15 protein-coding genes are annotated in these 26,595 nt (G+C 63.9%); 7 read left to right on the forward strand and 8 right to left on the reverse strand.

The features are described 5' to 3' along the window. Positions 1-25 precede the first annotated feature (25 nt). The 4 genes from KA184_03270 (at position 26) to KA184_03285 (ending at position 7,160) form a co-directional block, all read left to right on the forward strand. A complete protein-coding gene (locus KA184_03270) occupies positions 26-1,411 on the forward strand; it encodes a hypothetical protein (protein ID MBP8128574.1) in 1,386 nt (461 codons plus the stop codon). 132 nt (positions 1,412-1,543) lie between these two features. Further along, entirely contained in the window at positions 1,544-2,122 is a 579-nt protein-coding gene (locus tag KA184_03275; GenBank protein ID MBP8128575.1) for a hypothetical protein, read from the forward strand. A 29-nt stretch (positions 2,123-2,151) separates the two neighbouring features. Beyond that, positions 2,152-3,648 carry a leucyl aminopeptidase gene (locus KA184_03280; protein MBP8128576.1) on the forward strand — a complete coding sequence of 499 codons (1,497 nt, stop codon included), beginning with the start codon at positions 2,152-2,154 and terminating at the stop codon, positions 3,646-3,648. Positions 3,649-3,890: 242 nt separating this feature from the next. After that, on the forward strand, positions 3,891-7,160 hold the full coding sequence (locus KA184_03285) for a PQQ-binding-like beta-propeller repeat protein (protein MBP8128577.1): 3,270 nt from the start codon (positions 3,891-3,893) through the stop codon (positions 7,158-7,160). A gap of 117 nt (positions 7,161-7,277) precedes the next feature. On the opposite strand, the gene KA184_03290 is transcribed toward KA184_03285, so the two are convergent. From KA184_03290 to KA184_03300, 3 genes are all read right to left on the reverse strand, one after another. Then, positions 7,278-8,594 (reverse strand): MFS transporter, encoded by a 1,317-nt coding sequence (locus KA184_03290; protein MBP8128578.1) that lies wholly within the window; start codon positions 8,592-8,594, stop codon positions 7,278-7,280. Positions 8,595-8,728: 134 nt separating this feature from the next. Next, on the reverse strand, positions 8,729-11,212 hold the full coding sequence (locus tag KA184_03295) for an NPCBM/NEW2 domain-containing protein (GenBank protein MBP8128579.1): 2,484 nt from the start codon (positions 11,210-11,212) through the stop codon (positions 8,729-8,731). Positions 11,213-11,367: 155 nt separating this feature from the next. Then, the gene (locus KA184_03300; GenBank protein ID MBP8128580.1) at positions 11,368-11,733 is read right to left on the reverse strand and encodes a DUF1330 domain-containing protein; all 366 of its coding nucleotides are present in this window, start codon (positions 11,731-11,733) and stop codon (positions 11,368-11,370) included. Positions 11,734-12,199: 466 nt separating this feature from the next. Between KA184_03300 and gltB the strand changes: the two genes are divergently transcribed. Together gltB and KA184_03310 are read left to right on the forward strand one after the other, a co-directional pair. Further along, positions 12,200-16,738, forward strand: a complete 4,539-nt coding sequence (gene gltB, locus KA184_03305; GenBank protein ID MBP8128581.1) for a glutamate synthase large subunit — start codon at positions 12,200-12,202, stop codon at positions 16,736-16,738. After that, positions 16,725-18,233: a glutamate synthase subunit beta gene (locus KA184_03310; GenBank protein ID MBP8128582.1), complete on the forward strand. Its 1,509-nt coding sequence runs from the start codon at positions 16,725-16,727 to the stop codon at positions 18,231-18,233. Before gltB ends, KA184_03310 begins: the two co-directional genes overlap by 14 nt. 6 nt (positions 18,234-18,239) lie before the next feature. Here KA184_03310 and KA184_03315 read toward each other — a convergent pair whose 3' ends face one another. The 5 genes from KA184_03315 to amrS are packed head-to-tail and all read right to left on the reverse strand — an operon-like array spanning position 18,240 to position 24,776. Next, positions 18,240-18,476, reverse strand: a complete 237-nt coding sequence (locus KA184_03315) for a hypothetical protein (protein MBP8128583.1) — start codon at positions 18,474-18,476, stop codon at positions 18,240-18,242. Continuing rightward, a complete protein-coding gene (locus KA184_03320; GenBank protein ID MBP8128584.1) occupies positions 18,473-22,024 on the reverse strand; it encodes a 4Fe-4S binding protein in 3,552 nt (1,183 codons plus the stop codon). Before KA184_03320 ends, KA184_03315 begins: the two co-directional genes overlap by 4 nt. Next, positions 22,021-23,592, reverse strand: a complete 1,572-nt coding sequence (amrB, locus tag KA184_03325; GenBank protein MBP8128585.1) for an AmmeMemoRadiSam system protein B — start codon at positions 23,590-23,592, stop codon at positions 22,021-22,023. The genes KA184_03320 and amrB overlap by 4 nt, the downstream gene beginning before the upstream one ends. 27 nt (positions 23,593-23,619) lie before the next feature. After that, complete coding sequence (locus tag KA184_03330) at positions 23,620-23,808, reverse strand: hypothetical protein (GenBank protein ID MBP8128586.1); 189 nt, start codon at positions 23,806-23,808, stop codon at positions 23,620-23,622. After that, a complete protein-coding gene (gene amrS, locus KA184_03335; GenBank protein ID MBP8128587.1) occupies positions 23,805-24,776 on the reverse strand; it encodes an AmmeMemoRadiSam system radical SAM enzyme in 972 nt (323 codons plus the stop codon). Before amrS ends, KA184_03330 begins: the two co-directional genes overlap by 4 nt. Positions 24,777-24,930: 154 nt before the next feature. Here amrS and KA184_03340 point away from each other — a divergent pair. Further along, on the forward strand, positions 24,931-26,595 hold a 1,665-nt coding region (locus KA184_03340), incomplete at its 3' end, for a hypothetical protein (GenBank protein ID MBP8128588.1).

Here is a 26,595-nt window from a genome sequence, read left to right on the forward strand (position 1 = left end):
TCAGGGCAGGCGCACGGGAGGAGCAATGATGGCCTGGAAAGCGCGCGTATCCTGCCTGGTGTGCGTGTTGCTCACCCTCGCCGCGTCCGGCGGCGCGGTCGAAGTCAAGGCAGGCGCGGCGAAGGCGGTGATCACGCCGGAACTCGATTCGCCGCTCATCGGCGTGATGGGCAAGCCGCTCGAAGGGGTCAACCACGATATCTACGCGCGGGTGCTGACGCTTTTCGACGGCGAAACGCGGCTCGTTATCGTCGCCTACGACCTCAACTGCCTGGACGTCGCGACGCCCATCCTGCGCGAACACTGCCGCGATGAACTCGGCCTCGACCCCGCGTGCCTTATCCTGCTCGGGACACACAACCACGCCGCGCCCATCCAGATCGTGCCGGGCAATTTCCAGTATGGACGGCGGCTTGCCGAGGTCATCTTCGGCGCGATCCGGGAAGCCATCGCGGGCGAGGCGGGCCCGGCGCAGGTTCGGTTCGGTTTCGGGTACGGCTATTTTCTCACCGGCATGGGCAACGCGCCGCTCGATTACGAGGTGCAGGCGCTCGAAGTGCGCAGGAACGAGGCGCCGTTCGTGCTGCTGTTCAACCATCCCACGCACCCGCTGCAAATCTCGGAGACCCGGATCGACGCGGGCCACGCGGGTTTCGCCGTCGAGGAATTGGAGCGGCGCGTGCCCGGTCTGATGGCGATGTACGCCGACGCCTGCGGCGGCAACCAGTTTACCCGTAAAGGCATGTTCCGCCCGCGCGAGGACGTCGAGGCGCTGGGCCGGGAACTCGCCGATGTCGCGCATGCGATCATGACGGGGACCATGCAGGATGTGACCGGGCCGCTGCGCGCGGCGCTCGAGGTCATTCCGCTGCCGCTGGAGAAGCCGATTCCTTACGAAGCGGCAAAGAAACTCGCGTCCCATTTCCCGACAGGCATCGGTTTCGTGCCCTACCCGCACGCGCACCGCGAATCCAACTGGGTCCGCTCGCTGCTGCACCACTACGAAGAAGGACTCCCCTTCCCCGCCAAGACCACGGATATGGCCTGCACGGACGACGGCTTTCTGGTGCACGAACTCGACGAGCCGCGCGCGTTCCCATGCCGCTACGAAGAGACCATCGTCGCGACGATCGGGCCGCTGGTGTTCGTGGCGATGCAGGGCGAGGTCTGCGCGCCCATCGGCATGCGCATCAAGGACTCCTTCCGCTGTGAGCGCCCGATCATGGTGTTCGCCTACATGGGCGAACACAACCTCTACATCCCGACCCGCGAACTGGTCCGCATGCAGGTCTACCAGGCCAAGGTGCTCCAGATACAGTACGCCTGCCCCGTCGCCTGGTCGCCGAACGTCGAAGACGCCATGGTAACCGCGGTAAGGAGCATGATCCGAAAGATGACCGCGGGGCTGTAGGCTTGTGTTCACGAAACATCCCTTCAAAGGACGCCTCTGCCTCAGGCGCAAGACGCGTTCTCTATCGCGCTGACTCCGTAGCGCCTGTCTTGCTGTGCTTGCCGCATCAACGCATGGAAAGGCGGGCAGCGTATGAGCACGACAGAGCCCGAAGCAGCCTCGATGTGTTCCGAGGGGGACGTCAGTCTCTGGCCGCGGCGGGCCGCATGGGCCGATGCGCACTTGGACGGGGAGACGCGGCGCGGGAGGAGCACCTTTTGTTTTGCGGCGGGCGCCACGATTGATATGATGGGTCGGGACGAGAGGGCACTTCCGATGTCGCGTGAAAACGGGAATCCGGTGGTCGCGGTGAAGGCCGAGGGGCCGGCCGCGTGGGCGGTCCGCCTGGCCGCGCGTGTGCTGGCCGGCGTGTTGCTGGCAATGGTCGCGTTCTTCGCCGTATATGAGGGAATACCAAATCCTTTCCGGATGACGCCCGGCGAGTGGGCCTGGGACGGCGCTTTCCTGGTCATGACGACGGGCCTGCTGGTTGGCTTGCACTATGCCCGCATCGGCGGCGCGCTTGTCCTGGCGGGCTACGCCGCATTCATTGCCGCCGCCTATGCCGTTGTGGGCCATTTTTGGCTGGGGCATAGCGTCGCGTTCGCGATCGCGGGCGCGCTCTTCGTGCTCACGCCGCGCCGGAAACGCCTTTCCGCCCCGAAACCGTGAGCGGGCGACAACCTGGACGAGGTAGACGCATGCAGATCGAAGTAATGGAACGGAGCCGCTGGCGCACCGCGCCGGACGCGGCCTGTCTTGTCCTGTTCATGCCGGAGAAAGGGCGAGCGCCCGACAGCCCGCTGCTCAGCAGATCCGCACGCAAGGATTTGCACACGCTCGCCGCGCTCGGCGTGATTACGGGCAAACCGGGCGAGGCCTACTTCCTCCCCACGCCCGGAGGCGGACAGCGCGGCGTTTTGATTGCGGGCGCGGGCAAAGAACGCAGCGTTCCTGCGGAAACGCTTCGCCGCTGCGGCGGCAGCGCGTGGCCTCTCTTGAAAGGAAACCGCGTCGCGCAGGTTGTCGTGGACCCGGCCGGGTATCGCGGCTTGCCCGTCGATGCGTTCGTCGAGGGGCTCATTCTGGGCAGTTATGACTTTGACGCGTACAGGAAGAAGGACGAGAGAGCCCCGTCCAGGCACGTTCTCCGCGGTATCACGGTGCTTGTCGAGAAAAAGAGCGAGATTGGCCGTGTGCGCGGCCGCTGTGAATATGCGGCACTGTCGAGTTTGAGCGCGAACGCGGCGCGCAACCTGGCGAACACGCCCGCGAACGACATGACGCCGGCGGCGCTCGCGGCTTTCGCGCTGGCGATTGGGAAGGAACCGCACTGCCGCTGCGAAATCCTCGACGAAGACGACTTGCGGAAGCTGCGCATGAACGCCCTGCTCGGCGTGGCGCGCGGCAGCGACGCGCCGCCTCAGCTTGTCGTGCTTCAATACACGCACCCGAAAGCAAAGGAGACCATCGCGCTCGTGGGCAAGGGGGTCACATTTGATACGGGCGGCATCTCGCTCAAGCCGCCGGAAAACATGCACGAGATGAAGTTTGACATGTGCGGCGCGGCGGCGGTGCTGTGCACGATGCTGGCCGCAGCGCAACTGCGCCCGCGATTGAAGATCATATGCGTCGTTCCGGCGGTCGAGAACAAGCCCGGCCCGAGCGCGCAGACGCCGGGCGACATCGTCACCGCCTGCAACGGAACCTCGATCGAGGTGCACAACACCGATGCTGAAGGCCGTCTCATTCTCGCCGATGCGCTGGCGTATACGGTCAAGCGGTTCCGGCCCAAGGCCATCATCGACGTGGCAACGCTGACGGGCGCGTGCGTCGTTGCGCTCGGGCACTACGCCGCGGGCCTGATCGGCAACAACGACGCGCTGTGTGACGTACTCGAACGCGCCGCCGGCGCTACCGGTGAGCGCGTGTGGCGGCTGCCGCTCTGGGATGACTACCGCGAACTCGTGAAGGGCACGCACGCCGACCTGTGCAACATCGGCCCGCCCAAGGAAGCCGGGACAATCGCCGGCGCCGCATTCCTCGAAACATTCATCGGCAAGACGCCATGGGTCCATCTGGATATCGCCGGGACCGCGTACGGCGTGAAAAACATCCCCTATCTCGACCCGAAACACGCGACGGGCTATGGCGTGCGTCTTTTGACGCAGTGGATCATGGACCGCGCGCGTTCCTGACCGCGAATATGCGCTACGGGACCCGCGATGCGACGAACACAGGAGTGTTGCCTTCGTTTTCGCACAGGCACGTGTGTGTTGCGCGCCGCCGCGTGCCGGCCGGGTTTATGGCAATCCCAACGGCTATGATAGACTGCCACCCCGGTGTCCAAACGAGACGGGTTCAGCCAGGAGTACGAAGTCATTGGCTCTGACCACGTTTGCGAAAAACCCAAAGGCTTCTTAAGAAGAAAGGCGCGGTTGTGACTGTCTGGACGAAGATACGATTGGCGCGCCGCAGTCTGGCGGCCGTTTTCATCCTCTTGACGTCTCCCACCTTCAGCGATGACTGGCCCATGTACCGGCACGACGCGTTGCGCAGCGGCGTGACCGAAGAGCAGTTGCAGCCCCCTCTCCAGGAGGCGTGGGCGTTTGAAACGCGTATCCCGCCGGCGCCGGCGTGGCCCGCCCCGGCCAAACAGGATTTCTGGAACGAAGTGCGCGAGTTGCGCCCGGTCACGACCTATGACCGCGCGTTTCATGCCGCCGTGGCGGATGGCCGGCTCTTTTTCGGTTCTTCCGGCGATGACCAGGTCTACTGCCTCGATGCCGCAAACGGGGGCGTACTCTGGACATTCTTCGCGGAGGCGCCAGTACGGCTTGCGCCGGCAATCGCGGACGGGAAGGCGTACGCCGGGTCGGATGACGGTTGGGTCTACTGCCTGGACGCACGCGACGGCTCGCTCTTATGGAAACACCGTCCCCCTCACGCCGATCGCTGGCTGCCGGGCAACGGACGCGTGATTTCGGCGGTGCCTGTTCGCACGGGCGTGCTGGTGGACAACGGCACGGCCTACTACTGCGCGGGGCTGTTCCCGGACCGCGCGGTCTATCGCTGCGCCCTCGACGCGGCGACCGGCCGCGAACTGTGGTGCCTGCCCGCGGACAATGTCTCGCCGCAGGGGTATCTCATTGCTTCGCCCACGCGCCTCTTCGTGCCGACGGGCCGCACGAACCCGGGCATCTTCGCCCGCGACACCGGCGCACCGCTGGGCAGCCTCGCCAGCGGCGGCGGGCCCTTTGCCGTGCTGACTGACGACGTGCTGACCGTGGGGCCGGGCACGCGCGAAGTCGACACCATCCGGTTCGCGGATGCGCAAAGCGCGGAGACCATCGCCACCGCGGAGGGACTGCGCCTCGTCGTGCGCGGGCCGCGCGGGTACATCCAAACCGCAACGGTCCTGCGGGCGCTGGACCGGCCCCGATTCCTGGAACTTGGCCGCGAATACACGAAGGAAACGCAGCGGTCGAAAGACCTCGAGAAACAGGTCAAGGCGGCGGGCGGCAATGCGCCCGAATTGCGGCAAGAATATACGCAGGTGGAACAGCGGCGCGCGGAATTGGCGGACGCGATGCGCGCGTGTTACCTGTGGGAGACGCCGCACGAGGCACCGTACGAGCTGGTCCTGGCGGGGAACTTGCTCTTCGCGGGCGGGGACGGTCACGTGGCCGCTTTCAACAGGGACGACGGCAGCCTGGTCTGGCAGGGGCCGGTGCGAGGCCGCGCCTACGGGCTCGCGGTATCGAACGGCCGCTTGTATGTCAGCACAGACGAGGGTGTTATCCATTGCTTCAGCGCGGACACCACGGCGGCTCCGGCGGATACCGCCGCACTGCCCGACGCATCGTTCTTTGAGAACGGCGCCGAGGCGCTCCTGTATGCCGAGGCAGCAAATCATATACTCGCAAAGACCGGGATTCGGCGCGGTTATTGCGTCGTGCTGGACTGCGGCGAGGGCCACCTCGCCTATGCGCTGGCGAAACAGCCGGACCTCAAGGTCGTCGGATTGGAGCGCGACGCGGACAAGGTCGCGCGCGCGCGGCTGGCGCTGAACGCGGCGGGGCTCTACGGCCCGCGCGTGACCGTGCGCCATTGGACGGACGAGACGCTGCCATACACGACCTATATGGCGAATCTGGTTGTCTCCGACGCGGCGTTGACGGGAGCCGCGCCATCCATCGCGGCGGCCGAAGTGCTACGCGTCCTGCGGCCGTACGGCGGTGTCGCCTGCATCGGCGCACCGGCGCCGGTAACGGCATCGCCGGACCCAAGCGCGCTGGCCGCTTGGGGGGTTGGTATTTCCGGACTGCGCATCGACACTGTGGACGGCGTCTGGGCGGTAATCGAGCGCGGCCCGGTGGCGGGCGCGGGTGAATGGACGCAGCTCTATGCCGATTCCGCGCACACCGCATGCAGCCGCGATCCCGTGCGCGGGCCCATGGATATCCTCTGGTTCGGCGAACCGGGCCCGCGCGACATGGTCGACCGCCACCACCGGCCCATGTCGTCGTTATTCAAGGACGGGCGGCTTTTCATTCCGGGGGACAACCTGGTAATTGCGGTGGACGCCTACAATGGCACGCAACTCTGGCGCCGGGAGGTGCCGGATTCGCGGCGCGTGGGCAGCCTCAAGAACAGCGGCCACATGGTGCTCGCCGGCGACGCGCTGTACGTGGCGCGCAAGAATGAATGCTGGGTGTTCGACCCGGTTACGGGCGAGCAGCGGGCAATGTTCCGGCTCCCGGCGCAGGAAGCCGCCGCCGAGGACTGGGGCTACCTCGACTGCGTGGACGACATCCTCCTGGGCACGAGCCAGGCCGAAGGCGCTTCCTTCGACCAGCTTTCTAAAATGCAGGTCAACATCATCGAAGGCGATTTCCGGCCCGTCATCATGAGCCGAGCCCTGTTCGGCATGGACCGGAACAACGGCAACGTGTTGTGGCGTTATCAGGATGGCGTCATCATGAATGACGCGGTCTGCGCCGCGGAGCATCGTGTCTACTTCATCGAAAGCCGAAATGAGACCGCGCGCGCGAACAAGAACGGGCGGCTCGGCATCAAGCAGTTCTGCGAAAGCGATACATACCTGATCGCCCTCGATCTGCGAGACGGGCGAAAGCTCTGGGAGCGGCCGGTTACTCTGCCGTTCCACCATATCATGTATTTGAACGGCGCCAACGGTCTCCTGCTCGCATCCGGGTCGTATAACGAGCAGGAGAAGGTCATGTACGGACTCTTCACGTTCGAAATGGCGAGCGGCGCAGACGCGTGGCAGACCTCGTTCCGCGCCATGGACGCGCGCTGTACCGATTTCGCCGGCACGGGCGGCTCGCATGGCGAGCAGTGGCAGCATCCGGTGATCATCGACGGCGTCATTTACGCACGGCCCTACGCGTTCGACTTGCGCACCGGCGAAAAGAAAGAGTACGTGCTGTATCGCGGTGGGCACGGCTGCGGCGGACTGACCGGTTCGGCTTATTACCTGTACGGACGGGGCAGCAACCCGCGCATGTACCCGACGGAAGCGACTCAGACCGAGGGCATTCCGCTGACGACGGTGTCCCGCCCGGGCTGCTGGCTGAACATTATCCCCGCGGGCGGCATCATCATGATCCCCGAGTCGAGTTCCGGGTGTACCTGCGCTTATCCTTTGCAGACCTCGATTGCGTTCATCCCCAAAGCGGACCTGTAACCCGCGTCACGCCGCCGTACAATTGGGAAAGACCGCCGCACCAGCGCCGGCAGCGCCTCCAGGAACGCCGCCGCCCGTTCCTTCGCCGAGTGCGTGTCAGCTCCCGAAACCGGGGGCTCACTCGGGCAATGGCTTTCCCTTGGTCTCCGGCGCAAAGGGCAACACCAACAGGCCCAGCACGAAGACCGACGACAACAGCAGGATGCTGGTCGCGTAGCCGAACGCATCCAGGAGGCCCGCGGAAAAGAACACGGCGAACGCGGTCAGATACCGGGCGACGTTATAGCAGAATCCCGTTCCGGTGGAGCGCAGGCGCGTGGGGAACAGTTCCGGAAAATAGACCGCGAAACCGCCGAGCAACATGAGCAGCGCGAAACCAACGCCGAAAAACAGGAGCAGCGCCTGCGCATAGGTGCTGGTCACTGCAAACGCGGTCGGGATGATAATCAGGCACGCGAGCAGCGAGATAGCGAATGACCAGCGCCGCCCGATGCGCAGGGCAAGCCACGCGAAAAGCAAGGAGCCGAAGAAGGAACCGAAGTTCTGGCACATGCCGACGGACACGACCATGATCTCCTTGACCTGCTTGTCTTGCAGCGAAGGGAACCACTCTCTGTATCCTTCGGGCTGTAGGATAGCGCGATTGAGTTCAGGGGAGAGCACGCCCATGCCCCAAAAACCGATGACGCCAACCGTGGCCAGCGCCACGCCAATCAGCGTGTTGCGGCGCACCTGCGGCTCTCGAAACAGTCCGAAGATGGAACCCATGGCAGCCTTGCCCTGGCGGGCGTCCTCCCGCGCCTGATGCCACTTCTCCGGCTCACGAACAAAGAGAAAAATGATCACCACCAGCAACGCGGGGACAATGCCGACGCCGAATACCCAACGCCAGGCGTGGGCCGGGTCCATCAGCGTGACAACGGCAATCGTGACGAAGCCCGCGGTGATATTGCCGAGAGCGGAAGTCGCCTGCACCAGGCTCAAAGCCGTGGCGCGCGCGTGAGCGGGAAAAGTCTCGGCGACGAGCGCCGCACCCGCGGCAAACTCGCCTCCAACGCCGAGGCCGGTCAGGAAGCGCAACGCGGCGAACTGCTGCCAGGTCTGTGCAAGGCCGCTCAAGCCGGTGAACACTGCATAGACCAGGATGGTAACCGCCATCGTGCGGGTGCGGCCAAGCCGGTCGCCGACCATACCGAATAGAAGGCCGCCCGTCGCCCATCCGATCATCAGGCAGGCCGTGACTACATTGATGAAATAGCGGACATCTCCGTCCGAAGCGCCGGGACCGAGCAATTCCTTGAGCGCGTACTCCTTTGAATAGACGAACAGCCACTGGTCCAAGGTATCGAACGACCAGCCCAAGCACGCGACCACGAGCACAAGATAGTGGTAGCCCGTGAGTCCTTCGGTCCAACGTCTTCTTTCTTCCGGCACAGCACGTCCTCCCGCTTCTCTGGCACAGAATTCCATGGTTCCCCGGTCAGGTCATACCATAACGGACACAGACCGTGTTTGCAAGCGGAAATGCCTTCCCCGAGCGCGTTCCAGCGCATTTCGTCCGCGCAGGCTCACTCCGTGATGCGCTCGTAAGTGAAGAAAGCCGACCCCGGACGTTCCGATATCCCCACGGGCAGGCCGCGGTCCGCCAATTCGACCCCTGTAAGCACGACCGGGTTATCGGGCGCGTCCATATTGGTGACGCGGTAGCGGGCTTCGGGCCGCAGCGCTTTCAGGGGCAGCTGCGCCGTTTCATAGATGCTCGCATCGCGCCGGAATACCTGGATCATCCCCGCGCCCGCTTCGGGCCGGTCGAATTGCCAGCCGATCCACTGGTCATTCGACAGCGTGTACGGCGTGAGCGGGTAGTAATCGCCGAAATAGTTGGCGCCGAAATCGCGCCATTGCCGGACCAGTCGGGCCAGCGTCGGGTAGTCCAGGTTTGCCTCGCGCTGGTCCCAGCACGCGGTGAAATGAGGGCACAAGACGCTGCGCACAAGATAGGGGTCGGTCTTGGACGTGCCGGTGCCGTAAAAGGGGAACCACAGCGACAACGCCCAGGTGTGGCACTGGTTGCCGACGGGTTCCATGATGTAATCGCTGCGCAGCAGCGGAACGGCGCGACGGAGCGTTTCCAGGTCGTTCCGTCGTCCGCCGGATGCGCACGAGTCAATGAGCATGTTCGGATGACGCCGCCGCAACTCGTCCCAATAGGCGAAATAACCCTCGACGTGCCGGATTTCCGTTATGCCCTGCCGGTCGGGCGCATCGGCGCGACGCCAGTAGTCCAGCGGGTCCATGTTGAAGTCCTGACGGTAGAGGTCGATGCCCTCTCGCGTAAGCAGCGCGTCCACATGGTCCGTGAGCCAGCGGCGCGCTTCAGGGTTGCCTAGGTCGAGCAGGCCGCCGCCGGCGCCGCCATGAATCCACTCGGGGTGATTCTCGGTGAGCCAAGTGCCCGCCGTAACGCGCTCCGGCTCGAACCAGACGATAATATCGACGTCCTTAGCGTGCGCGTGGTCGGTGATGGGCCGAAAACCGCCGGGAAAGCGCCCTTGGTCCACCTCCCACGTTCCTGTATTGGGCCAACCAGTCTTGTTGTAGTACCAGCCGGCGTCCATCCACCAGTAATCCAGTTTGATGTCGCGTTCCAGATACTTGTCAACGAAAAAGATCTGACTCTCGGTGTCGGCGTTGATCATCTCGCCGTATTGGTGCGAACTGCACGCGGCCAATTGCGGCAACGGCGGTAGTTTGCCGCCGGGCCGCGGCACATTGTGCGCGATCATCCACGCGCGCCAGACGTTCTGCGCATGGAGCCGGCCTTCTTTCCAGAACTGCAGGACAATCATCGGCGTCCGCGCCTCTTCGCCGGGATGCAGCGTGAAATGGGTGCGTTCCTGACCCGCGCGCAGGCAGATGCCGTATCCGCCGTCGCGGGTGAACTGCGCCGCCCATTGGCCTGCCCAGCTGACAACGAAGATGAGCCCTTCCGTGCCCGCGCCTTCCTCCTCGCCGAAAGCCAGATTGAAATAGGGAAACGCCATCTGAGTAGGTCTGCCGCCCGTGTTGGCAATCCGCAAGTCCTCATCCGGCTCCAGCGGCTCTCGGACAGGCTCGAAGCTGTCTGCCGTGCAATTGTCGCCTTTATGCCGGTTCAACGTGAATTCCCGCTCCGAGGCGCGTTCGAACCGCGTATCGATGGCCAGAATATCGCTGAGGATGGGCGTGTCCTGCCCGCCGTTGTTGCGGAAGTGGAGCGTCCACTCGACTACGGGGAAATCGCGATAGGCAACGCCAACGCAACGGACCTCCAGCCCGGTCTTGGGGTCGGTATAGGTGATCACGTGTTCCATACGCTGCTCATCGAGCGGTTTGGCATCCTGTGCGCGCGCCCAGCCGGGTAGCAGCTCGCGCGAGTGCTGCCCGCCGTAAACGAAAGAGAAAAACGGTTCGGTGTCGTACGGCTCACGATGGTGTGATTCAATGGGCAGGTCGCCAAGCCAGATGACGCTGCCGTCCTCCAACGTAACCCGCGCATCCGCCCAGTCCGCCTGGTCGCAGGCGATACCATCGCCGCCATCGTCCACATGCAGGCCGAGGCGCGTGGCGCCGTTGAGCACGACGTTCACCGGCACGCCGGCCGCGCCCTCGCGCATCAGGTCAGACTGCCATGCCTTGCGCGCGCCGGCGCGCACCGAGAACACAACACTGCCGCGGCCCCCGCTGGTCTGCTCATTCGAGTCCACGCCAACAACGGCCTCGAATGCCGCGGCGGGGCCGGGCAGGTATGCCACGACCCGGCTGACCGCATGGCAGTAGAGGCCGCGGGTGTATTCACGGTCGGCGATGCGCATGGGCTTGCCGCCGCGCGCGTTCAACTGAACGGGATCGTTATTCGCGATGACCTCGATGTGCGGGCGCGCTCCGGCGGTGGCGACGATGCCTTCAAACTTGGCGGCGGCCCACTGCTGCGCCTCGGCCAGTTCGGCTTCGGTTGCGGCGGCGCCGGTGATGATGTGAGCAAGACAGGCGATAATGGCAGCAGCGGTCATGAACCGTTTTTCCTTTCGCATTACACGCGGTCAGCGGCACACGCACCCTGGTCCAGGCAAAAGACCGTGGTACACCCCCGGCTTCCGCCGCGACGGACGGCGGACACATTCTCCCCCGGCCGGTCGCGAGCATAGACCAGACGCGCCGCTGGCGTCTATTCCGGCAAGACAGATTGGTCAGCGACCCAGTTCGACGGCCTGCGGCAGTGCAGGTGGATACGCTTCGTGCATGCTTCTTCGCGCAAATGCGCCGCAGCCCGATAGGCCGGGTCGCGCACGAAGCGGTGAAAATGCTCGATGCTCGGCCATTCGGTGATGTACACGTAATCCGGGCGAAAATCCCCCTGAATCACGTCGACCGGAATCAGCGCTTCGATGCGCCGTGCGCCGTACTTGCGCGCAACCACCGAGGCAGCCTCGAGGTATTCGGCGTAGCGTTGCGCGCCATGGGGCCGGGCAAACCACACGGCATGCAGGATGTACGCCCGTTGGTCCTCGGGCTGGTTTCCAGAGCCAGGCATACGCGAACCCTTTCACTCGCCCCTATCGGCACTAGACTGGCTCACCCGCCGCACATGCACGCCCCGCTCGGGGCGCACGTTTGACCTGTTCAGATACTACGGCAGCAGGCGCGCTTGTGTCAATCATTTCGAGGCAATACGGCCAGCACACGGTGAAAATACTTATCCTTGCGGGGCTGTTCCGCGAACGCCGCGCACCTCATGGCAGCATACGCGCGCGGCAGATGAGCTACCAAATTGTCACTAATTATATGAAATATGTGCATAGTGCTCACAAAGAACGCACTTGATGGGAAGAAAATCTGCCGTTCAGGTAGTTTCTAACAAGAAAGGACTTGACTTGTGGCAACCGGTTTCAGTAGGATACGGGTCCAACGCCTATCGGTGCGGGCACCGAATCTTAGACCTGAGTACCGGTCTCGTTTGCAGACTCCATCGTTCAAACAGAAAGGCGGCGGTAGTGTATATGCGCACGACATGGCAACGAGGGATGTATGAGCCGAGCACGGAGCATGACGCGTGCGGCATTGGTTTCCTGGTGAATATTCGGGGAACGAAGAGCCACGGAATTATCGACGACGGCGTGCGCGTATTGGTGAACCTGACGCACCGCGGCGCTTGCGGTTGCGACCCGGAAACGGGCGACGGCTGCGGCATGCTGCTCCAATTGCCGCACCGGTTCTTTGCGCAGGAGGCATCTGCGCTGGGATTCGACCTGCCGGAACCGGGGGCCTACGGCGTGGGCATGGTGTTTCTGCCGCGGGCTGCGTCGGCGCGCGCGCAGGCCGAGGCCCTGTTTGCCAAGACGATTGCGGAGAATGGGCAAGAGCTGCTGGGCTGGCGCGATGTCCCACTCGATTCCTCGAAACTCGGGTGGCTGGCTCGGGAGAACGAGCCCGTGATCCGGCAGGTATTCGTGAAAGGGGCGCGCGGGATTACGCCGGACGCACTCGAGCGCAAGCTGTTTGTCATTCGCAAGGTCGTTTCTCGGGACATGCGCGGTTCGGGCCTGGACGGCGCGGAGCAATTCTACGTGCCAAGCATGTCGACGCGGACGATAGTCTACAAAGGGCTGATGCTGCCCGAAGCATTCCAGGTGTTCTATCTCGACCTGAACAATCCCCTGTTTGAGAGCGCGTTGTGCCTGGTGCACCAGCGCTACAGCACGAACACGCTTCCTTCGTGGTCGCTGTGCCATCCGTTCCGGTTTCTGTGCCACAACGGGGAAATCAACACGTTGCGCGGGAACATCAACATGATGCGGTCGCGCGAGATGGCTTTTAGCAGCCCGCTCTTCGGCGAGGACATCAGCAAGATACGCCCGGTTCTGACGGAGGGGGCGAGCGATTCGGCCATATTCGACAACGCATTCGAGGTGCTCGTGCATGGCGGACGTTCGGTCGAGCACGCGATGATGATGATGATCCCGGAGCCTTGGAGCGGCCATGAATCGATGCCGGACCACAAGAAGGCGTTCTGCGAGTATCACGCGTGCAAGATGGAGCCGTGGGACGGACCGGCGTCGATCGCGTTTACGGACGGAGTGAAGGTGGGCGCGGTGCTCGACCGCAACGGACTGCGTCCTTCGCGGTATTGGGTCACCAACGACGACCGCGTGATCATGGCGTCCGAAGTGGGTGTGCTGGACCTGCCCCAGAGCCGGATCGTGAAGAAAGGGCGTCTCGAGCCCGGGCGCATGTTTCTGATCAACACGGCCGAGCAGCGCATCGTCGATGATGAAGAGATTAAGGAGACGCTGTCGCGGCGGCAGCCGTATCGGACGTGGCTGAACAAATACCGGACGATTCTTCTCAAGAATGTGCCGGATAAACAGCCGATCACCGAGTCCGCCCCGCTTTTCGAGCGGCAGATCATATTCGGGTACACGCAGGAAGACCTCGAACTGCTCGTCACGCCGATGGCGAAAGAGGGGAAGGAGCCGGTCGGCTCGATGGGCAATGACACCGCGCTTGCGGTGCTGTCGCCGCGCCCGCAACTGCTTTACAGCTACTTCAAGCAACTGTTCGCGCAAGTGACGAATCCGCCTATTGATCCGATTCGCGAGGAGATCGTGATGTCCCTCGAAACGGACATCGGCCGCGAGTGGAACCTGCTCGACGAAGCGCCGGAGCATTGCGAACAACTGCACCTCTATTCGCCCATTCTCAGAAACGGTGAGTTGGCGAACCTGCGCCGGGTGATCAAGCCGGGGTTTCACACCGCAACCATCTCGACGCTTTTCCCTGTCGAGGCGGGCGAGAAGGGCTTGTCGCGTGCGGTCGACCGCATCTGCCGCGAGGCGGAAATGGCCGTGGAGCGCGGCGAGACGTTCCTCATCCTTTCGGACCGCGGCGCAGGGCCGCAGTGGGCGCCGATACCCGCGCTGCTGGCGTGCGGCGCGGTGCACGAGCATCTGGTCGCGGTGCGCAAACGTTCGCAATGCGGGCTCATCGTCGAAAGCGGCGAACCGCGCGAAGTCATGCATTTCGCGCTCTTGTCGGGGTACGGCGCCAGCGCGATCAACCCTTACATGGTCTTCGAGATCATTGCGGACCTTCTGCGCCGCGAGGTCATTACGGAGGAACAGCGCGGCCATGCCGAACACAACTTCATCAAGGCGATAGAGAAAGGACTGCTCAAGGTGATGTCGAAAATCGGCATCTCCACGTTGCAGAGCTATCATGGCGCGCAGATTTTCGAGGCCATCGGCCTCGGCGAGGACCTGATTGACCGCTGCTTCTCCGGCACGCCGTCGCGCATCGGCGGCATCGGTATCCGCGAAGTGGCGAAGGAAACACTGATGCGCCACGCCATTGCGTATCCGCCGAAGCCGTCGCGCCGGCGCGAACTCGACCCGGGCGGCCACTACCGGTGGCGGCAGCGGGGCGAATTCCATCAGTGGAATCCGGATACGGTCGCGTTGCTGCAGAAGGCCGCGCGCGCGAATCGGTGGGACACGTTCCAGCAGTTTTCGGAGACGGTGAACAGCCGCAACCGCACGCTGGCAACGCCGCGCGGGTTGCTCAAATTCAAGCAAGGGAACCCGGTTCCGCTTGACGAGGTGGAGCCCGCGAGCGAGATTGTGAAGCGGTTCTGCACCGGCGCCATGTCGTTCGGCTCCATCAGCAGGGAAGCGCACGAGACGCTGGCCATCGCGATGAACCGGATAGGCGGGCGCTCGAACACCGGCGAAGGCGGCGAAGACCCGCGCCGGTTCGAGCCGGACACGAACGGCGACTTGCGCCGCAGCGCGATCAAGCAGGTGGCATCGGGCCGTTTCGGCGTGACAAACGAGTACCTCGTGAACGCCGACGAACTGCAAATCAAGATGGCGCAAGGCGCGAAGCCGGGCGAGGGCGGCCAGTTGCCCGGGAACAAGGTGTTCCCCGAGATCGCAAAGGTGCGCTACTCGACGCCGGGCGTCGAACTGATCTCGCCGCCGCCGCACCACGACATCTATTCGATCGAGGACCTCGCGCAACTTATTCACGACCTGAAGAACGCGAACGTCAACGCCAAGGTGTCCGTGAAGCTCGTGTCGGAAGTGGGCGTAGGCACGATCGCGGCGGGCGTATCGAAGGGCAAGGCCGACCTGGTGCTGATCAGCGGCCACGACGGCGGCACGGGGGCATCGCCCGTCTCGTCCATCAAACACGCGGGCCTGCCGTGGGAACTCGGTCTGGCCGAGACGCACCAAGTGCTGGTGCAGAACAACCTGCGCGACCGGATCCGCGTACAGACGGATGGCCAATTGAAGACGGGGCGCGACGTGGCGGTCGCGGCAATGCTCGGCGCGGACGAATTTGGTTTTGCCACGGCTCCTCTTGTGGTGAGCGGCTGCATCATGATGCGGAAGTGTCATTTGAACACCTGCCCGGTCGGCGTGGCCACGCAGGATGCCGAATTGCGCAAGAAATTCACGGGCAAGCCCGAGTATGTCGTGAATTACTTCTTCTTCGTCGCGGAAGAAGTCCGCCAGATCATGGCGCGGCTGGGCTTCCGCACCATGAACGAGATGATCGGCCGGGCAGACATGCTCGAGTTCGACCCGCTGCCCGAACACTGGAAGGCGAAGTACCTTGACTTTTCGCGCATCCTGTCCGCGGCAAAGCCCTGGCCCGGCGCGACCCTGTATCAGAGCAAGACCCAAGACCACGGGCTGGACGGGGCGCTGGACTATGAATTAATGGAGAAAGCGAGGCCCGCGCTCGAGCGCAAGGAGCCGGTCCGGTTTTCCGTAACGATACGCAATGTGCACCGCACGGTGGGCACGATGCTGTCCAGCGAACTGACGCGGCGGCACAAACTGGGCATGTACACAGGTTCCCTGCCCGAGGACACGGTCTGGATCGACTGCGAAGGGCAGGCAGGTCAGAGTTTCGGCGCGTTTGCGATCCGGGGCGTGACATTGAGCGTGTCCGGTGAGGCGAACGACTACTGCGGCAAGGGCTTGTCGGGCGGAAAGATTATCTTGCGGCCGCCGGCGGATTGCCCCATCGTTCCGGAAGAAAACATCATTGTGGGGAACGTGGCGTTGTACGGCGCCACCGGCGGCGAGGCGTATTTCCGCGGCATGGCGGGCGAGCGGTTCTGTGTTCGCAACAGCGGCGCCTGGGCAGTCGTCGAAGGGGTCGGCGATCACGGCTGCGAGTACATGACAGGCGGGCGCGCGGTGGTGATCGGCGGAACCGGCCGCAATTTCGCGGCGGGCATGAGCGGTGGTATCGCGTTTGTGTACGACAAGGCCGGTGACTTCGAACGGCGCGTCAACAAGCAGATGGTGGACCTGAAGCCGCTGCACGAGCGGAGCGTGCCCGAGTTGCGCTACCTGTTGGAGCGGCACGCGGAATATACGGGAAGCACCGTTGCCAGGAACCTGCTGAAAGAATGGGAACGTTCCCTGAAGCGGTTTGTCCGTGTTATTCCGAAGGACTACGCGCGGGTGCTGCGGGAAGCAGGGCAGCGTGACCAAGCGCGCGAGGAGATGACGCATGTTTCCCGATAAAGCCCGTGCGTTTCTGACGTTCAACCGCGAATTGGCCCCCCATGAGCCGCCGGAAGAACGCTTGCGTCATTATCAGGAATTCACCCGTTCGCTGCCCGGAGAGAAGGTCCGGCAACAGGCGTACCGGTGCATGAATTGCGGGGTGCCGTTCTGCCACGGCGGCTGTCCGCTCGGAAATCAGATTCCCGATTTCAATGAGCGCGTAAAGGACGATGACTGGGCGGAAGCGCTGCGCATCCTGCATTCGACGAACAATTTCCCCGAGTTCACGGGGCGCGTGTGCCCGGCGCCCTGCGAAGGGTCGTGCGTGCTGGGCATCAACGAACCGCCAGTGGCCATCGAGATGCTCGAACGGGAGATAGCAGACCGCGGCTGGGCCGAGGGCTGGATCCGCCCGGAAACGCCCGCGGCTCGAACGGGCAAGCGTGTAGCCATTATCGGCTCGGGCCCGTCGGGCCTCGCCGCGGCGCAGCAGTTGAATCGCGCGGGGCATACCGTGACCGTCTATGAGCGCGATGATGAACCCGGCGGCCTGCTCACGTACGGGATTCCGGCGTTCAAGCTCGACAAGGGCCTGGTCATGCGGCGGATACAACAGATCCGTGACGAAGGCGTCGAGTTCCGCTGCAACGTGTGGGTCGGCAAGAACGTGCCCGTGGACGAACTGGAGGCGTATGACGCAGTGCTGATCGCCGCCGGCTCAACGAAAGCGCGCACGTTCGAGGGCATGGGCATTCCCGGCTCGCACCTGAAGGGCATTCACCTGGCAATGGACTTTCTACCGCAACAGACACGGCGTTTGCTGGGTAAGCCGGTCGAGGGCGAGGACATCCTCGCGACGGGCAAGAGCGTAATCGTAATTGGCGGCGGCGATACGGGGTCGGACTGTGTCGGGACCAGCCTGCGCCAAGGCTGCAAATCGCTGGTGAACATCGAGTTGTTGCCCCGGCCGCCACTGGCGCGCGCGGCGGATAATCCCTGGCCGGAATGGCCGTTCGTGTACCGCACGTCGACGAGCCACGAAGAGGGCGGAGAACGGGACTTCTGCATCCTCACGAAGAAGTTCGAGGACGACGGCAATGGCAACGTGGCCGCGCTGCATGCAGTGCGCATTAAATGGAGTGACCCGGACCCAGCAGGCAGGCGCGCCATGACCGAAATTCCCGGCAGCGAACTGCGAATTCCCGCGGAACTGGTCCTGATCGCCATGGGTTTCACGCAACCCGAAACAGACACGTTTATCGCAGACATGGGCCTGGAACTGCAGAAGAACCGGTTCGGGCAAGCCGTCAAGGCTGACGACCAGCGGTACATGACCAGCCGCGAGGGCATATTTGCGTGCGGCGACGCGCGCCGGGGTCAATCGCTGGTCGTGTGGGCAATTTCGGAAGGCCGCGAGGCCGCGCGGGCGATTGACCTGTACCTCACGGGCTGCAGCGACCTGCCCGGCAAGGCCTCGTTCGGCTACGACACGCTGGCGCCGCGCGTCTCGTAGATGCGGCTACCGCGGTGGCGCGACAAGCACCCGATAGAATTCCGCCTCGTGATCGGATAGTTGCCGCTCGCGGATGAGTGTTTCGATGCGTCCGATATCCACATCGCGCGGCACGCCCGCCGCGCCCAGTCCCTTTGCATCGCCTTGCCTCTCCGCAGGAATGGCAGGCCGCCAGACCAGCGCTGCGAAGACCAGCGCTACGATGCACACCACTGCGATATAGAGTGCGTCATTTGTTTTCATGAACATTTGCTTTCGGGAACGCACCTGTCGCAACGGATACAATCCAGTTCCCCCGCATGGCGCAGGCCCAAGTCGCAGCGCGCAGGATACGTGGGCGGACTCAACTTGCGCAACAGGCGCGGCCGGTTCAGCAGCGCCAGAAACGCGCCGGCCGGACACAGGTTGCGGCACCAGAACCGGCGATACGGGAACGAGAGCGCGAGCAGAATACCTCCGGACAGAAGGGTAAAGCGGTCCTTCAAAACACTGAAGACCGTCGTCAGGGGGTCCGCGTCCAGGAGCGAAAAATCGCGCGACAGCGCGAAGCGCAGCACCAGCAAGAAGAGCAAGAGATACTTGACCGCGCGCCCGTATCGCCACGCCTGCTTGCCCGGGTCGGTGGCGACCCGCCGGGGCCGCAGGTCGCCGACCAGCTCCTGCAATGCGCCAAAGGGGCACAGGTAGCCGCAATAGACGTTTCCCCACAGGAGCGTGCAGCACGGAACCAGCGCCACCATGAAAAAGGCGCCGCTCATACCCGGTTGTGGAAACGCTCCCGCGAGCGCCGACAGCACGTGATGGGAGGAGTATTGCAGGTTGAGATACAGTCCAAGCACCGCAACAACGGCCAAAAGGAAGACACGCCTGCGCCACCGGCCCGGGAAGAAGCGCAGGAACAGCGCTCCGCCCGTGAACGCCGCCAGCCAGGCGAAATGGGCGTCAAACCATGGCGTGGCATGGGCAGATACCGCGAGTTCCGCGTGAAACAGCGGCCCGAGTTCCTTGGCGGAGACCTCGATAGTGCGCAATATCGCCTGCGACGTGACAGTCGCACCGCTGACACCGTCAATCTGCGCGAATGGCTCGCCGCCGAGCACGTGGATTCCGCGAAGCCCGTCCAGCCATTGCGTGGTCATGGCGAGATAGGCGGGTGTTTCCCGCGACGCCACGACGCGCACGCCTCGCAGCACGCCCCGGGCATCGATTGCGACGGCCAGCGTGATGGTCCCTGCGAAACCCACGACCTCCGGCGCTAGGTCCGCGCTGTTGAAGACGGAAACGGGGCTCTCCTCGGGGGGCGCCGATCCTGGCGCGCGGTAACAGGCAATCGTTCTGCCGCCCGGCAACGTCAGGTTCTCAGTCTGCACTTCCGGCACGCCGAGCAGCGCGCGGGCGGCGTTCTCGAAGACTTCACGCGCATCGCCGGGCATGGCCGCGGCGATCACGTTGGATGCGAGCATGGCGAACAGGCCCGCGCCGAAGAGGACGTATCCAAGCGGGCGCTGCCGCCGGTCGAAGGCGTCCGGCTCGGTCCGGGCGCGCCGGTAGCAGCGTATCCCCCCGATATTTGCCGCCAGGAACAGCGCCAGGAGAGCCAAGGCCGTCGCGGCGCCGAACAGCGGCAGAAGCACCAGACCCGTAACCAAGGCGCCGCCCGCGGCGCCGGCGTGGTCGAGCGCTTCGAGGCGCGCGCCCGTGGGCGCTTCCGCCGCGCCATGTTGCCGCATGCGCCACGACACGAGCGGAAAGTAAAAGCCCGTGAGCGCGCCCGCACCGGCGAAACACGCGGCAAACGCCGCCAGACCGCCGGCGCGCACGGTTCCAGCCACGGCACAGAGAAGGGCAAGGTGCGCGAGCAGCGCCCCCGGCGCGAGCAACACCGGTTCCCGGCCCCTCCCCGCGAGGAACCGCTCCCCCGCCGCGCTTCCGGCGAACGCGCCGAGCATGAACAGCGCGGACAAGAGGCCGATGTGCAGATACAACGACCCGAAGACCGATTGGAACGCAAAGAGCAGCACCACGCTCAGCGCCATGCCGACCCAGCCCGCGGAGAACAGGAGAACCCCGCTGTCAAAAAGGCCGGGCAGCGCCGCGTGGCGCCTGCCCCGCGCATAGACGCCGCGCAGAATTGCGTAGATCGCCAGGGCGGCCGCAAGCAGGGTCGCGCCGCGCGACAGCAGTGCGCGTACGGCCGTGACCGGCGCCGCAAATCCCGCCTGGCGTAACGCAAACAACAGCGTATATGCGAGCGCCTTAGGATGCGCGTCGGTATTGGCCAGCAGCGCTTCGGGCATGTCTTCAGCGGCGCCGCGATACGCCGTTCGCTGAAACGCGATACGGTCCATGGGATACAGCGCGCGCAGGGCGTCGGGCGGAAACACATCCCCCGCGCCGGGGATCGCGGCGAAGCGGTCGCGCAACACCACCGGTGATTCGCTGAGTTCCGCGCCGCAGGTTCCGATCAGCCAACTGGCTTCGCCGGGCTTGAGCGCGGTGCGCGGAAAGACCTGTTCGAAGGTAGTCATGACCGAAGCGCCCAAGAGCGCCAGTTCGGGGCCGAGCACGTTGCTCGCGCCGGGAAACTGAAGCGCCGCGACGCCGTCGTCTCTCAGCGCGCGTTTCAAGAGCGACAGGAATTCGCGCGTATGGAACCGGTTGGCGGCGAGCGTCGCGGCTTCGGGCAGTTGCAGCAAGGCCAGATCGAATCGCTGCGCGGTTCCGGCCAGAAAGCGCCGCGCGTCTCCGTCCGGTATCCGGATTTTTTCCAGCGACGCCCGATGCGCTTCTGGCAGCACGCCGCGCAAGCGCGCGGGATACGCCGGATCCGGCGCAAGCCACGTGACCGAGGCCGTCTGCGGGACGCGCAGGAACTGAAGACAAGCCGGTAAAGCGCCCGTGCCAATGATCAGCACATCCTTGGCGTCCGGATGTTGCGCGAGGGTCAAGGCTACAATCTCGGCGCCCTGTTCCACGCCGGGCAAGTTCTCAACCGCGCCGCCACCGGACAGCACGACGAACTGCCCCTCGCGCTCGCCGTACAGGTACTCGGCTTGCGCGGTCATGAACCGCCCGCGATACGCTTCCGGCGGCAACAGCCGCGACCACGTCCAGTGCGCGTCCCACGTGGTCCACGCACTGCCCGCGCCGGCGGCCAAGGCCGCCAGACAGGCAACCGCGGGCAACGTCTTCAGCTGCCAGCCCCGCGCGGCCAGCCCCGCGCCAACAGCGAGCACCGCGGCCGTAATGAAGAACAGCGTATGCGGCGTGAGGTCCAGCAGCGGCGCCAAGGTAACAAGGATGCCCCCCGCGGCCGCGCCGAGCGTCTCGAACGCGTAAACCCGCGCCACGGATAGTTCCGCGCGCCCGGCGGAAGCCGCCCCCCCGCCATCCGCCGGTTTCCACCAGCCACACGCCGTGGTGAAGAACATCCCCGTGAGCAGGCTGACAGGCGCGTTGCTCAAGGCGGAAAGGGCAAACATGAGCGCAAAGGGGAAGAGGTCGTACGCGGCCACGCCCGCCAGGTCGCGCGCCGCGAGTATCAAGTAGTGTTCCGCGATGAAGGCAGGGATGTAGAGTAATGTCAGGGGCGCGAACACGCGGCCCGGGCAGTGGAGCGTGCGTCCCAGCAACGCGCCTGCGGCAATCCAGAGGAACCAGGTGGCAAAGAAAGCGGCGACGGCGAGTTCGTTGCCCTCGAACGCGGTCAGGAAATCGCGAAAAAGCAGCGTCTGCGCCGCCAGTGCAAAGAAGCCCAGCGCAAATACAAGCGGCGCCCGGAAGAGTCTCACTGCGCCTCCTCAAACACTTCGGCTTGGAACACCTGGAATGTCGCGCCGGAGCGCCAGGCATCTTCCGGCAGGCCCGCCTTGCGCGCGAGGTATTTCAGCATCGTGTCCCGGTCCCAGCCCTGTTCCGGGGCCACCTGCGGCAAGAACACCGCGCTGTGGCCGTCTTTCGACAGCACGACGCCGTCGCGTCCAACGACAATCTCTTCGTAGGAGTCAATTGCCGCGGGCGGTGTCAGGGCCGATATCTCGATGTGCAGCCGATTCAGTTCCTCCGGCTGCACCTGCGTGAATCGGCGGTCGTTGAACGCCGCATTCAGCGCATTTGCATGAACGGCCTTGTACAGGGGCCGCGACGGGAAGATATCGCCAATGCAGCCGCGTAACTCTCCATTTTCCTCGAGGGTGACGAAGGCGCCGCGTATCCGCTGCAGATTGGGCGTGATTTCGACGCCGAGTTCGTTGATGTCGGGTACTTCGCGATGCTCAAGCGCATAGGCGATGGTCTTGCGCGCAAGCTCCAGAAGTTCTTGCTGGTCCGCTTCCGACAAAGCGCCCGCCGCGGCGGGAGAAGGCGCAACAGCCTTCCCCTGCTCCCACCTGACCATGAACGCGATGCTGAAGTAGCTCACGGAGTTCGCGAAATCGCCCGTGATGCGGCCCGACGTATCGTAGCGCAGCACGCGTGCCCCGGCGGCGGATGGCAACAGGGCCAGCAGGACGCTGACAGGCGCATGCCCGCACACGGTAGCTCCCGTGCGTTCCAGATACGCGGCGAAACCGTCCACGTCCTTCTTCTCGATGAATTCGCATGCCCCCATGTCGAGCCGCTCCAGTTCGGCGGGCACATCTTCCGTGAAGGGGACATAGCCGTAGCGCGGACCGTAGTGGGTGAAGTCGCTGCTGGCAATGATCAAGGTGTTTTCATCAATCAGTCCGCGGAGAATGTCCGCCATGGCGCGCGCCGTAGCGGCATCCACGCTGCCCACGACAATCGGCACCAGGCAGAATTCGCCAAGGACGTGCTGCAACAACGGCAATTGAATCTGGACGCTGTGTTCTTCCTCGTCAGCGTAAGGGATAGTCTGGAAGTACGAGTGCTCCTTCAAGGCGGCAATGAATTCGAGGTCCAGCGGTGTTTCGCCGAGCGGCGTGGCATAGTGCGTGGCGTCGGGAACGCTGGCCACGTCCTCCATCGGCATGCGGTGGCTTGGCCCCATGACGACCACGCGCTTGAAAGGTCTGCCCGTAACGGCTTTCATGCCGAACGCGGCCACCCCGCCCGAGTATTGATAGCCCGCGTGCGGCTGGATCAGGGCGATGATATTGTCGGGCGGCGCGACAACCGCTGCATCGAGGTATCCCTCGATGTCCTTGGCCAGCGCCGCGGCGTCCGCGGAGTACCACTGCCCGGCCAGCGGCGAACGAAAAACGCTCTTTGGCCTTTCCGGCGGCAAGGGTTGCGGCTCAGCACGTTTCAGCCAGGAAATTGCTAGCCAAACGGCGAGCGCCAATCCAACGAGTAGCAGAAATGCCACAACGTAGCATCCGATGCTATGCCAACGTCCCATGATAGAGTCCCCCGTTCTCGTTCCATCTTAACCCGCCCAAGGTCCCGGCCCGGGCTTCTGCTTGGCGTTCCATGACTTGACCTCGCCCGGATAGCACCGGGAATGCCGTGCGACAACGACCCGTTCGAGCGACATGCGGCGTGCGGCCCAGCCTGGCGGGGCGCAGGCGAGCAGCGCTGCTTGAATCAATGCCGCAAGGAAACCGCGCCGTTTCACTGCCAGACTCCGTGTACCCGCGCGTCGCATTCCGGGCATTTGCCGCCGCGCAGGCGGTTTCGCGCAACCTCATACCCGACCCGCTCGATGACCACCGCGTCACACCCAGGACAGTGCGTCGTTGCGCTGTCGGGCCTGCGAATATTGCCGATATACACGTAATGCAGGCTTTCCGCAAGCGCGATGGCCCGGGCGCGGTCGAGGGTATCCGCGGGGGTTGCCGGCAGATGCCGCATCTGGTGCTGCGGATAGAACTGCGAGAAATGAAGCGGCGTATCGCGGCCCATGTTCTCGACAACCCACCGGCACAAGGCGGTGAGTTCCGCGTCGCTGTCGTTCAACGTGGGAATGACCAGATTCGTGACCTCGACCCAGACACCGAGCGTTTTGGCGCGCACGAGCGTGTCAAGAACCGGCGCCAGCGTCGCCCCGCAGACGTCGCGGTAGAACGCCTCGGAAAACGCTTTCAGGTCGATGTTCGCCGCATCCACCCGCCGGTACAACCGTTCCATGGGCTCAGGATTGATGTAGCCCGCCGTGACCAGCACATTCTTGAGTCCGCACTCGCGCGCCCGGATGCAAGAATCCAGCGCGTACTCGTAGTAGACATTCGGTTCCGTATAGGTATAAGCAATTGAGCGGCACTCGTATTCGCGCGCCGCCTGCAACAGCTTCTCCGGTGGCAGGTAGTATGCTTTGGTATCTTCCGGGTTTGCCTGCGAAATCTCCCAGTTCTGGCAATTCTTGCAGTGCAGGTTGCAGCCTGCCGTCGCAATGCTGAGTATTGGCGTGCCCGGCAAAAAATGGTACAGAGGCTTCTTCTCTATCGGGTCCACGTGGATGGCGCACGGGTAACCGTATGTCACGGCGACGAGCCGGTCTGCCACATTCACGCGAATCCGGCATTCGCCGCTCTGCCCGGGTTCGATGACGCACCGTTTCGGGCAAAGGTCACACTGCACAGCCATAGGAAAAGGTCCGATTCCCGTTTTACGCTTCGCATCATTTTGCGCCGTCGCAACCGTACGGTCAACCGGGCAACGACACAAGTTATGGTACAATCGCCTGGGATACGAGCGGCAGAACAACCGTAACACTAGAGGTACACTTATGCGCGCTGGCATGCGAATGGGGGTTTATCGGAAATCGGACTTCTTTCTTCTCGTCGCGCTGCTGCTGACGGGTGCAGCGGCCGGGAGAGCCATTGCGGCCGACACGGACGGGGTTGCATTCGAGGCGCATTATTCGCAGATTGACCTGGGCTGGGATTCGGGCTGGTATCCACCGGGAGACACGGCGCCGGGCGCGCAAGCGATCCAGGTTCGGTTGGATTTCTCCGGTGCGGCGACGGTAGATGCCGCAGTGGCCGGGCACTACGAGCTTGACGGGGACCAGCTTGGGCCGGCAGACGCGGCGGGCGACTGGACTTATGATTTTGGCGCGCAGGTCGTAATGCAGATAGCATTCAATATCAGCTACACGATTCCGAACCCGCTTCCCTGGGGTGACGATTTCGTGATTAGCCCGTTCATTATTGACGTTCCGTTCGTCCCCAATTTTGACTTGCAGGCAACACAGTCTGCGACATTCGCGACCTATCTCCTCGATTCCGTCTCCGAACTGGACGAAACGACCGAGCCGGTAGGCGTGTATGACCTCGACCTCGTCGACCTGATCGTGGGCGCGCTCGATTTACCCGAGTGGGTCGAAGCGCTATTGAACGCGGGCGCTGGACTCGACGTCGCAATTGAAAGCCACGCTGCGGTCGCCTGCGACAACATGACCTTGGGCGCGGGCCCGGTCTTTACCTCAGAGGGCGAACGGCAAACGGTCGCCGTCATCCCACCCACGTTCGCGTCGACGGTGGCCTATAATGAGAATTTCACGTGGGACCTCACCCTGCACGCCATCCCGACAGTGTTTATCGAAATACTCGGCGCGCGGTGGGAGTATCCGGTCACCGAAATCCCGTGGCAGGCGTATTCAGGCCCTCTCGACCTGGATTTCAATCAGGACGACATTATTATGGCCGTCAGCGGAGAAGGGGAAGGCGAGGGGGAAGGCGAGGGCGAGGGGGATACTACAGAGGGCGAAGAAGGCGATTGCGAAGCACGATACCTGATACCCGTGGAAAACGATTCGGACGGGGATTTCCTCAGCGACGCAGAGGAAGCTGCGTTGGCGTTTGACGAAACGGACCCGGATGAAAACGACAACTTGGCGCCTGATGGCGTCGACTTGGCCCAGTACGTCGTCACCCTGGTTAACGGCTTGGACCAATACTATGCGGACGGCCAGCCCCCCGACGTCTGGTGGTGGCCCGACGGATTACCGGAGGGACTGCCGAAGGATCGCCCTTACGTAATCCATTTCGATTACATGGTGGACTGCGTTTGGCAAACCACCGCGTGCGGCGTAGGCGTGACCATTGGCCACATGCAGGTCGTGAATCCCGCGTTGCATCCGACCTGGGAGGACGGCTTTGTGTTGCCGTTTGACGCGTGGCACTACGTGGAACACGGGTCGTTCAGTTACAGCTCTGGCGGGTGTGGTTCCCCGTCTCGGTCGGGTCGCGTGGATTTCGTCTCCTTACTTGCCATCCTGAGCTCTAGCGGCGAGGGCGAAGGTGAGGGCGAGGGCGAAGGTGAGGGCGAAGGCGAAGGTGAGGGCGAAGGCGAAGGCGAGGGCGAAGGCGAAGGTGAGGGCGAAGGCGAAGGCGAAGGCGAAGGCGAAGGCGAGGGCGAAGGCGAAGGCGAGGGCGAGGGCGAGGGCGAGGGACAGGACCCG

The sequence above is a fragment of the Candidatus Hydrogenedentota bacterium genome, from assembly GCA_018005585.1.
Taxonomy (GTDB): Bacteria; Hydrogenedentota; Hydrogenedentia; order Hydrogenedentales; family JAGMZX01; genus JAGMZX01.

Excerpts from the sequence above, each read along its gene's own strand:
- KA184_03270 (MBP8128574.1), top strand. The coding sequence starts at position 26 with ATGATGGCCTGGAAAGCGCGCGTATCCTGCCTGGTGTGCGTGTTGCTC.
- KA184_03275 (MBP8128575.1), top strand. The coding sequence starts at position 1,544 with ATGAGCACGACAGAGCCCGAAGCAGCCTCGATGTGTTCCGAGGGGGAC.
- KA184_03280 (MBP8128576.1), top strand. The coding sequence starts at position 2,152 with ATGCAGATCGAAGTAATGGAACGGAGCCGCTGGCGCACCGCGCCGGAC.
- KA184_03295 (MBP8128579.1), bottom strand. The coding sequence starts at position 11,212 with ATGACCGCTGCTGCCATTATCGCCTGTCTTGCTCACATCATCACCGGC.
- KA184_03300 (MBP8128580.1), bottom strand. The coding sequence starts at position 11,733 with ATGCCTGGCTCTGGAAACCAGCCCGAGGACCAACGGGCGTACATCCTG.
- gltB (MBP8128581.1), top strand. The coding sequence starts at position 12,200 with ATGCGCACGACATGGCAACGAGGGATGTATGAGCCGAGCACGGAGCAT.
- KA184_03310 (MBP8128582.1), top strand. The coding sequence starts at position 16,725 with ATGTTTCCCGATAAAGCCCGTGCGTTTCTGACGTTCAACCGCGAATTG.
- KA184_03315 (MBP8128583.1), bottom strand. The coding sequence starts at position 18,476 with ATGAAAACAAATGACGCACTCTATATCGCAGTGGTGTGCATCGTAGCG.
- amrB (MBP8128585.1), bottom strand. The coding sequence starts at position 23,592 with ATGGGACGTTGGCATAGCATCGGATGCTACGTTGTGGCATTTCTGCTA.
- amrS (MBP8128587.1), bottom strand. The coding sequence starts at position 24,776 with ATGGCTGTGCAGTGTGACCTTTGCCCGAAACGGTGCGTCATCGAACCC.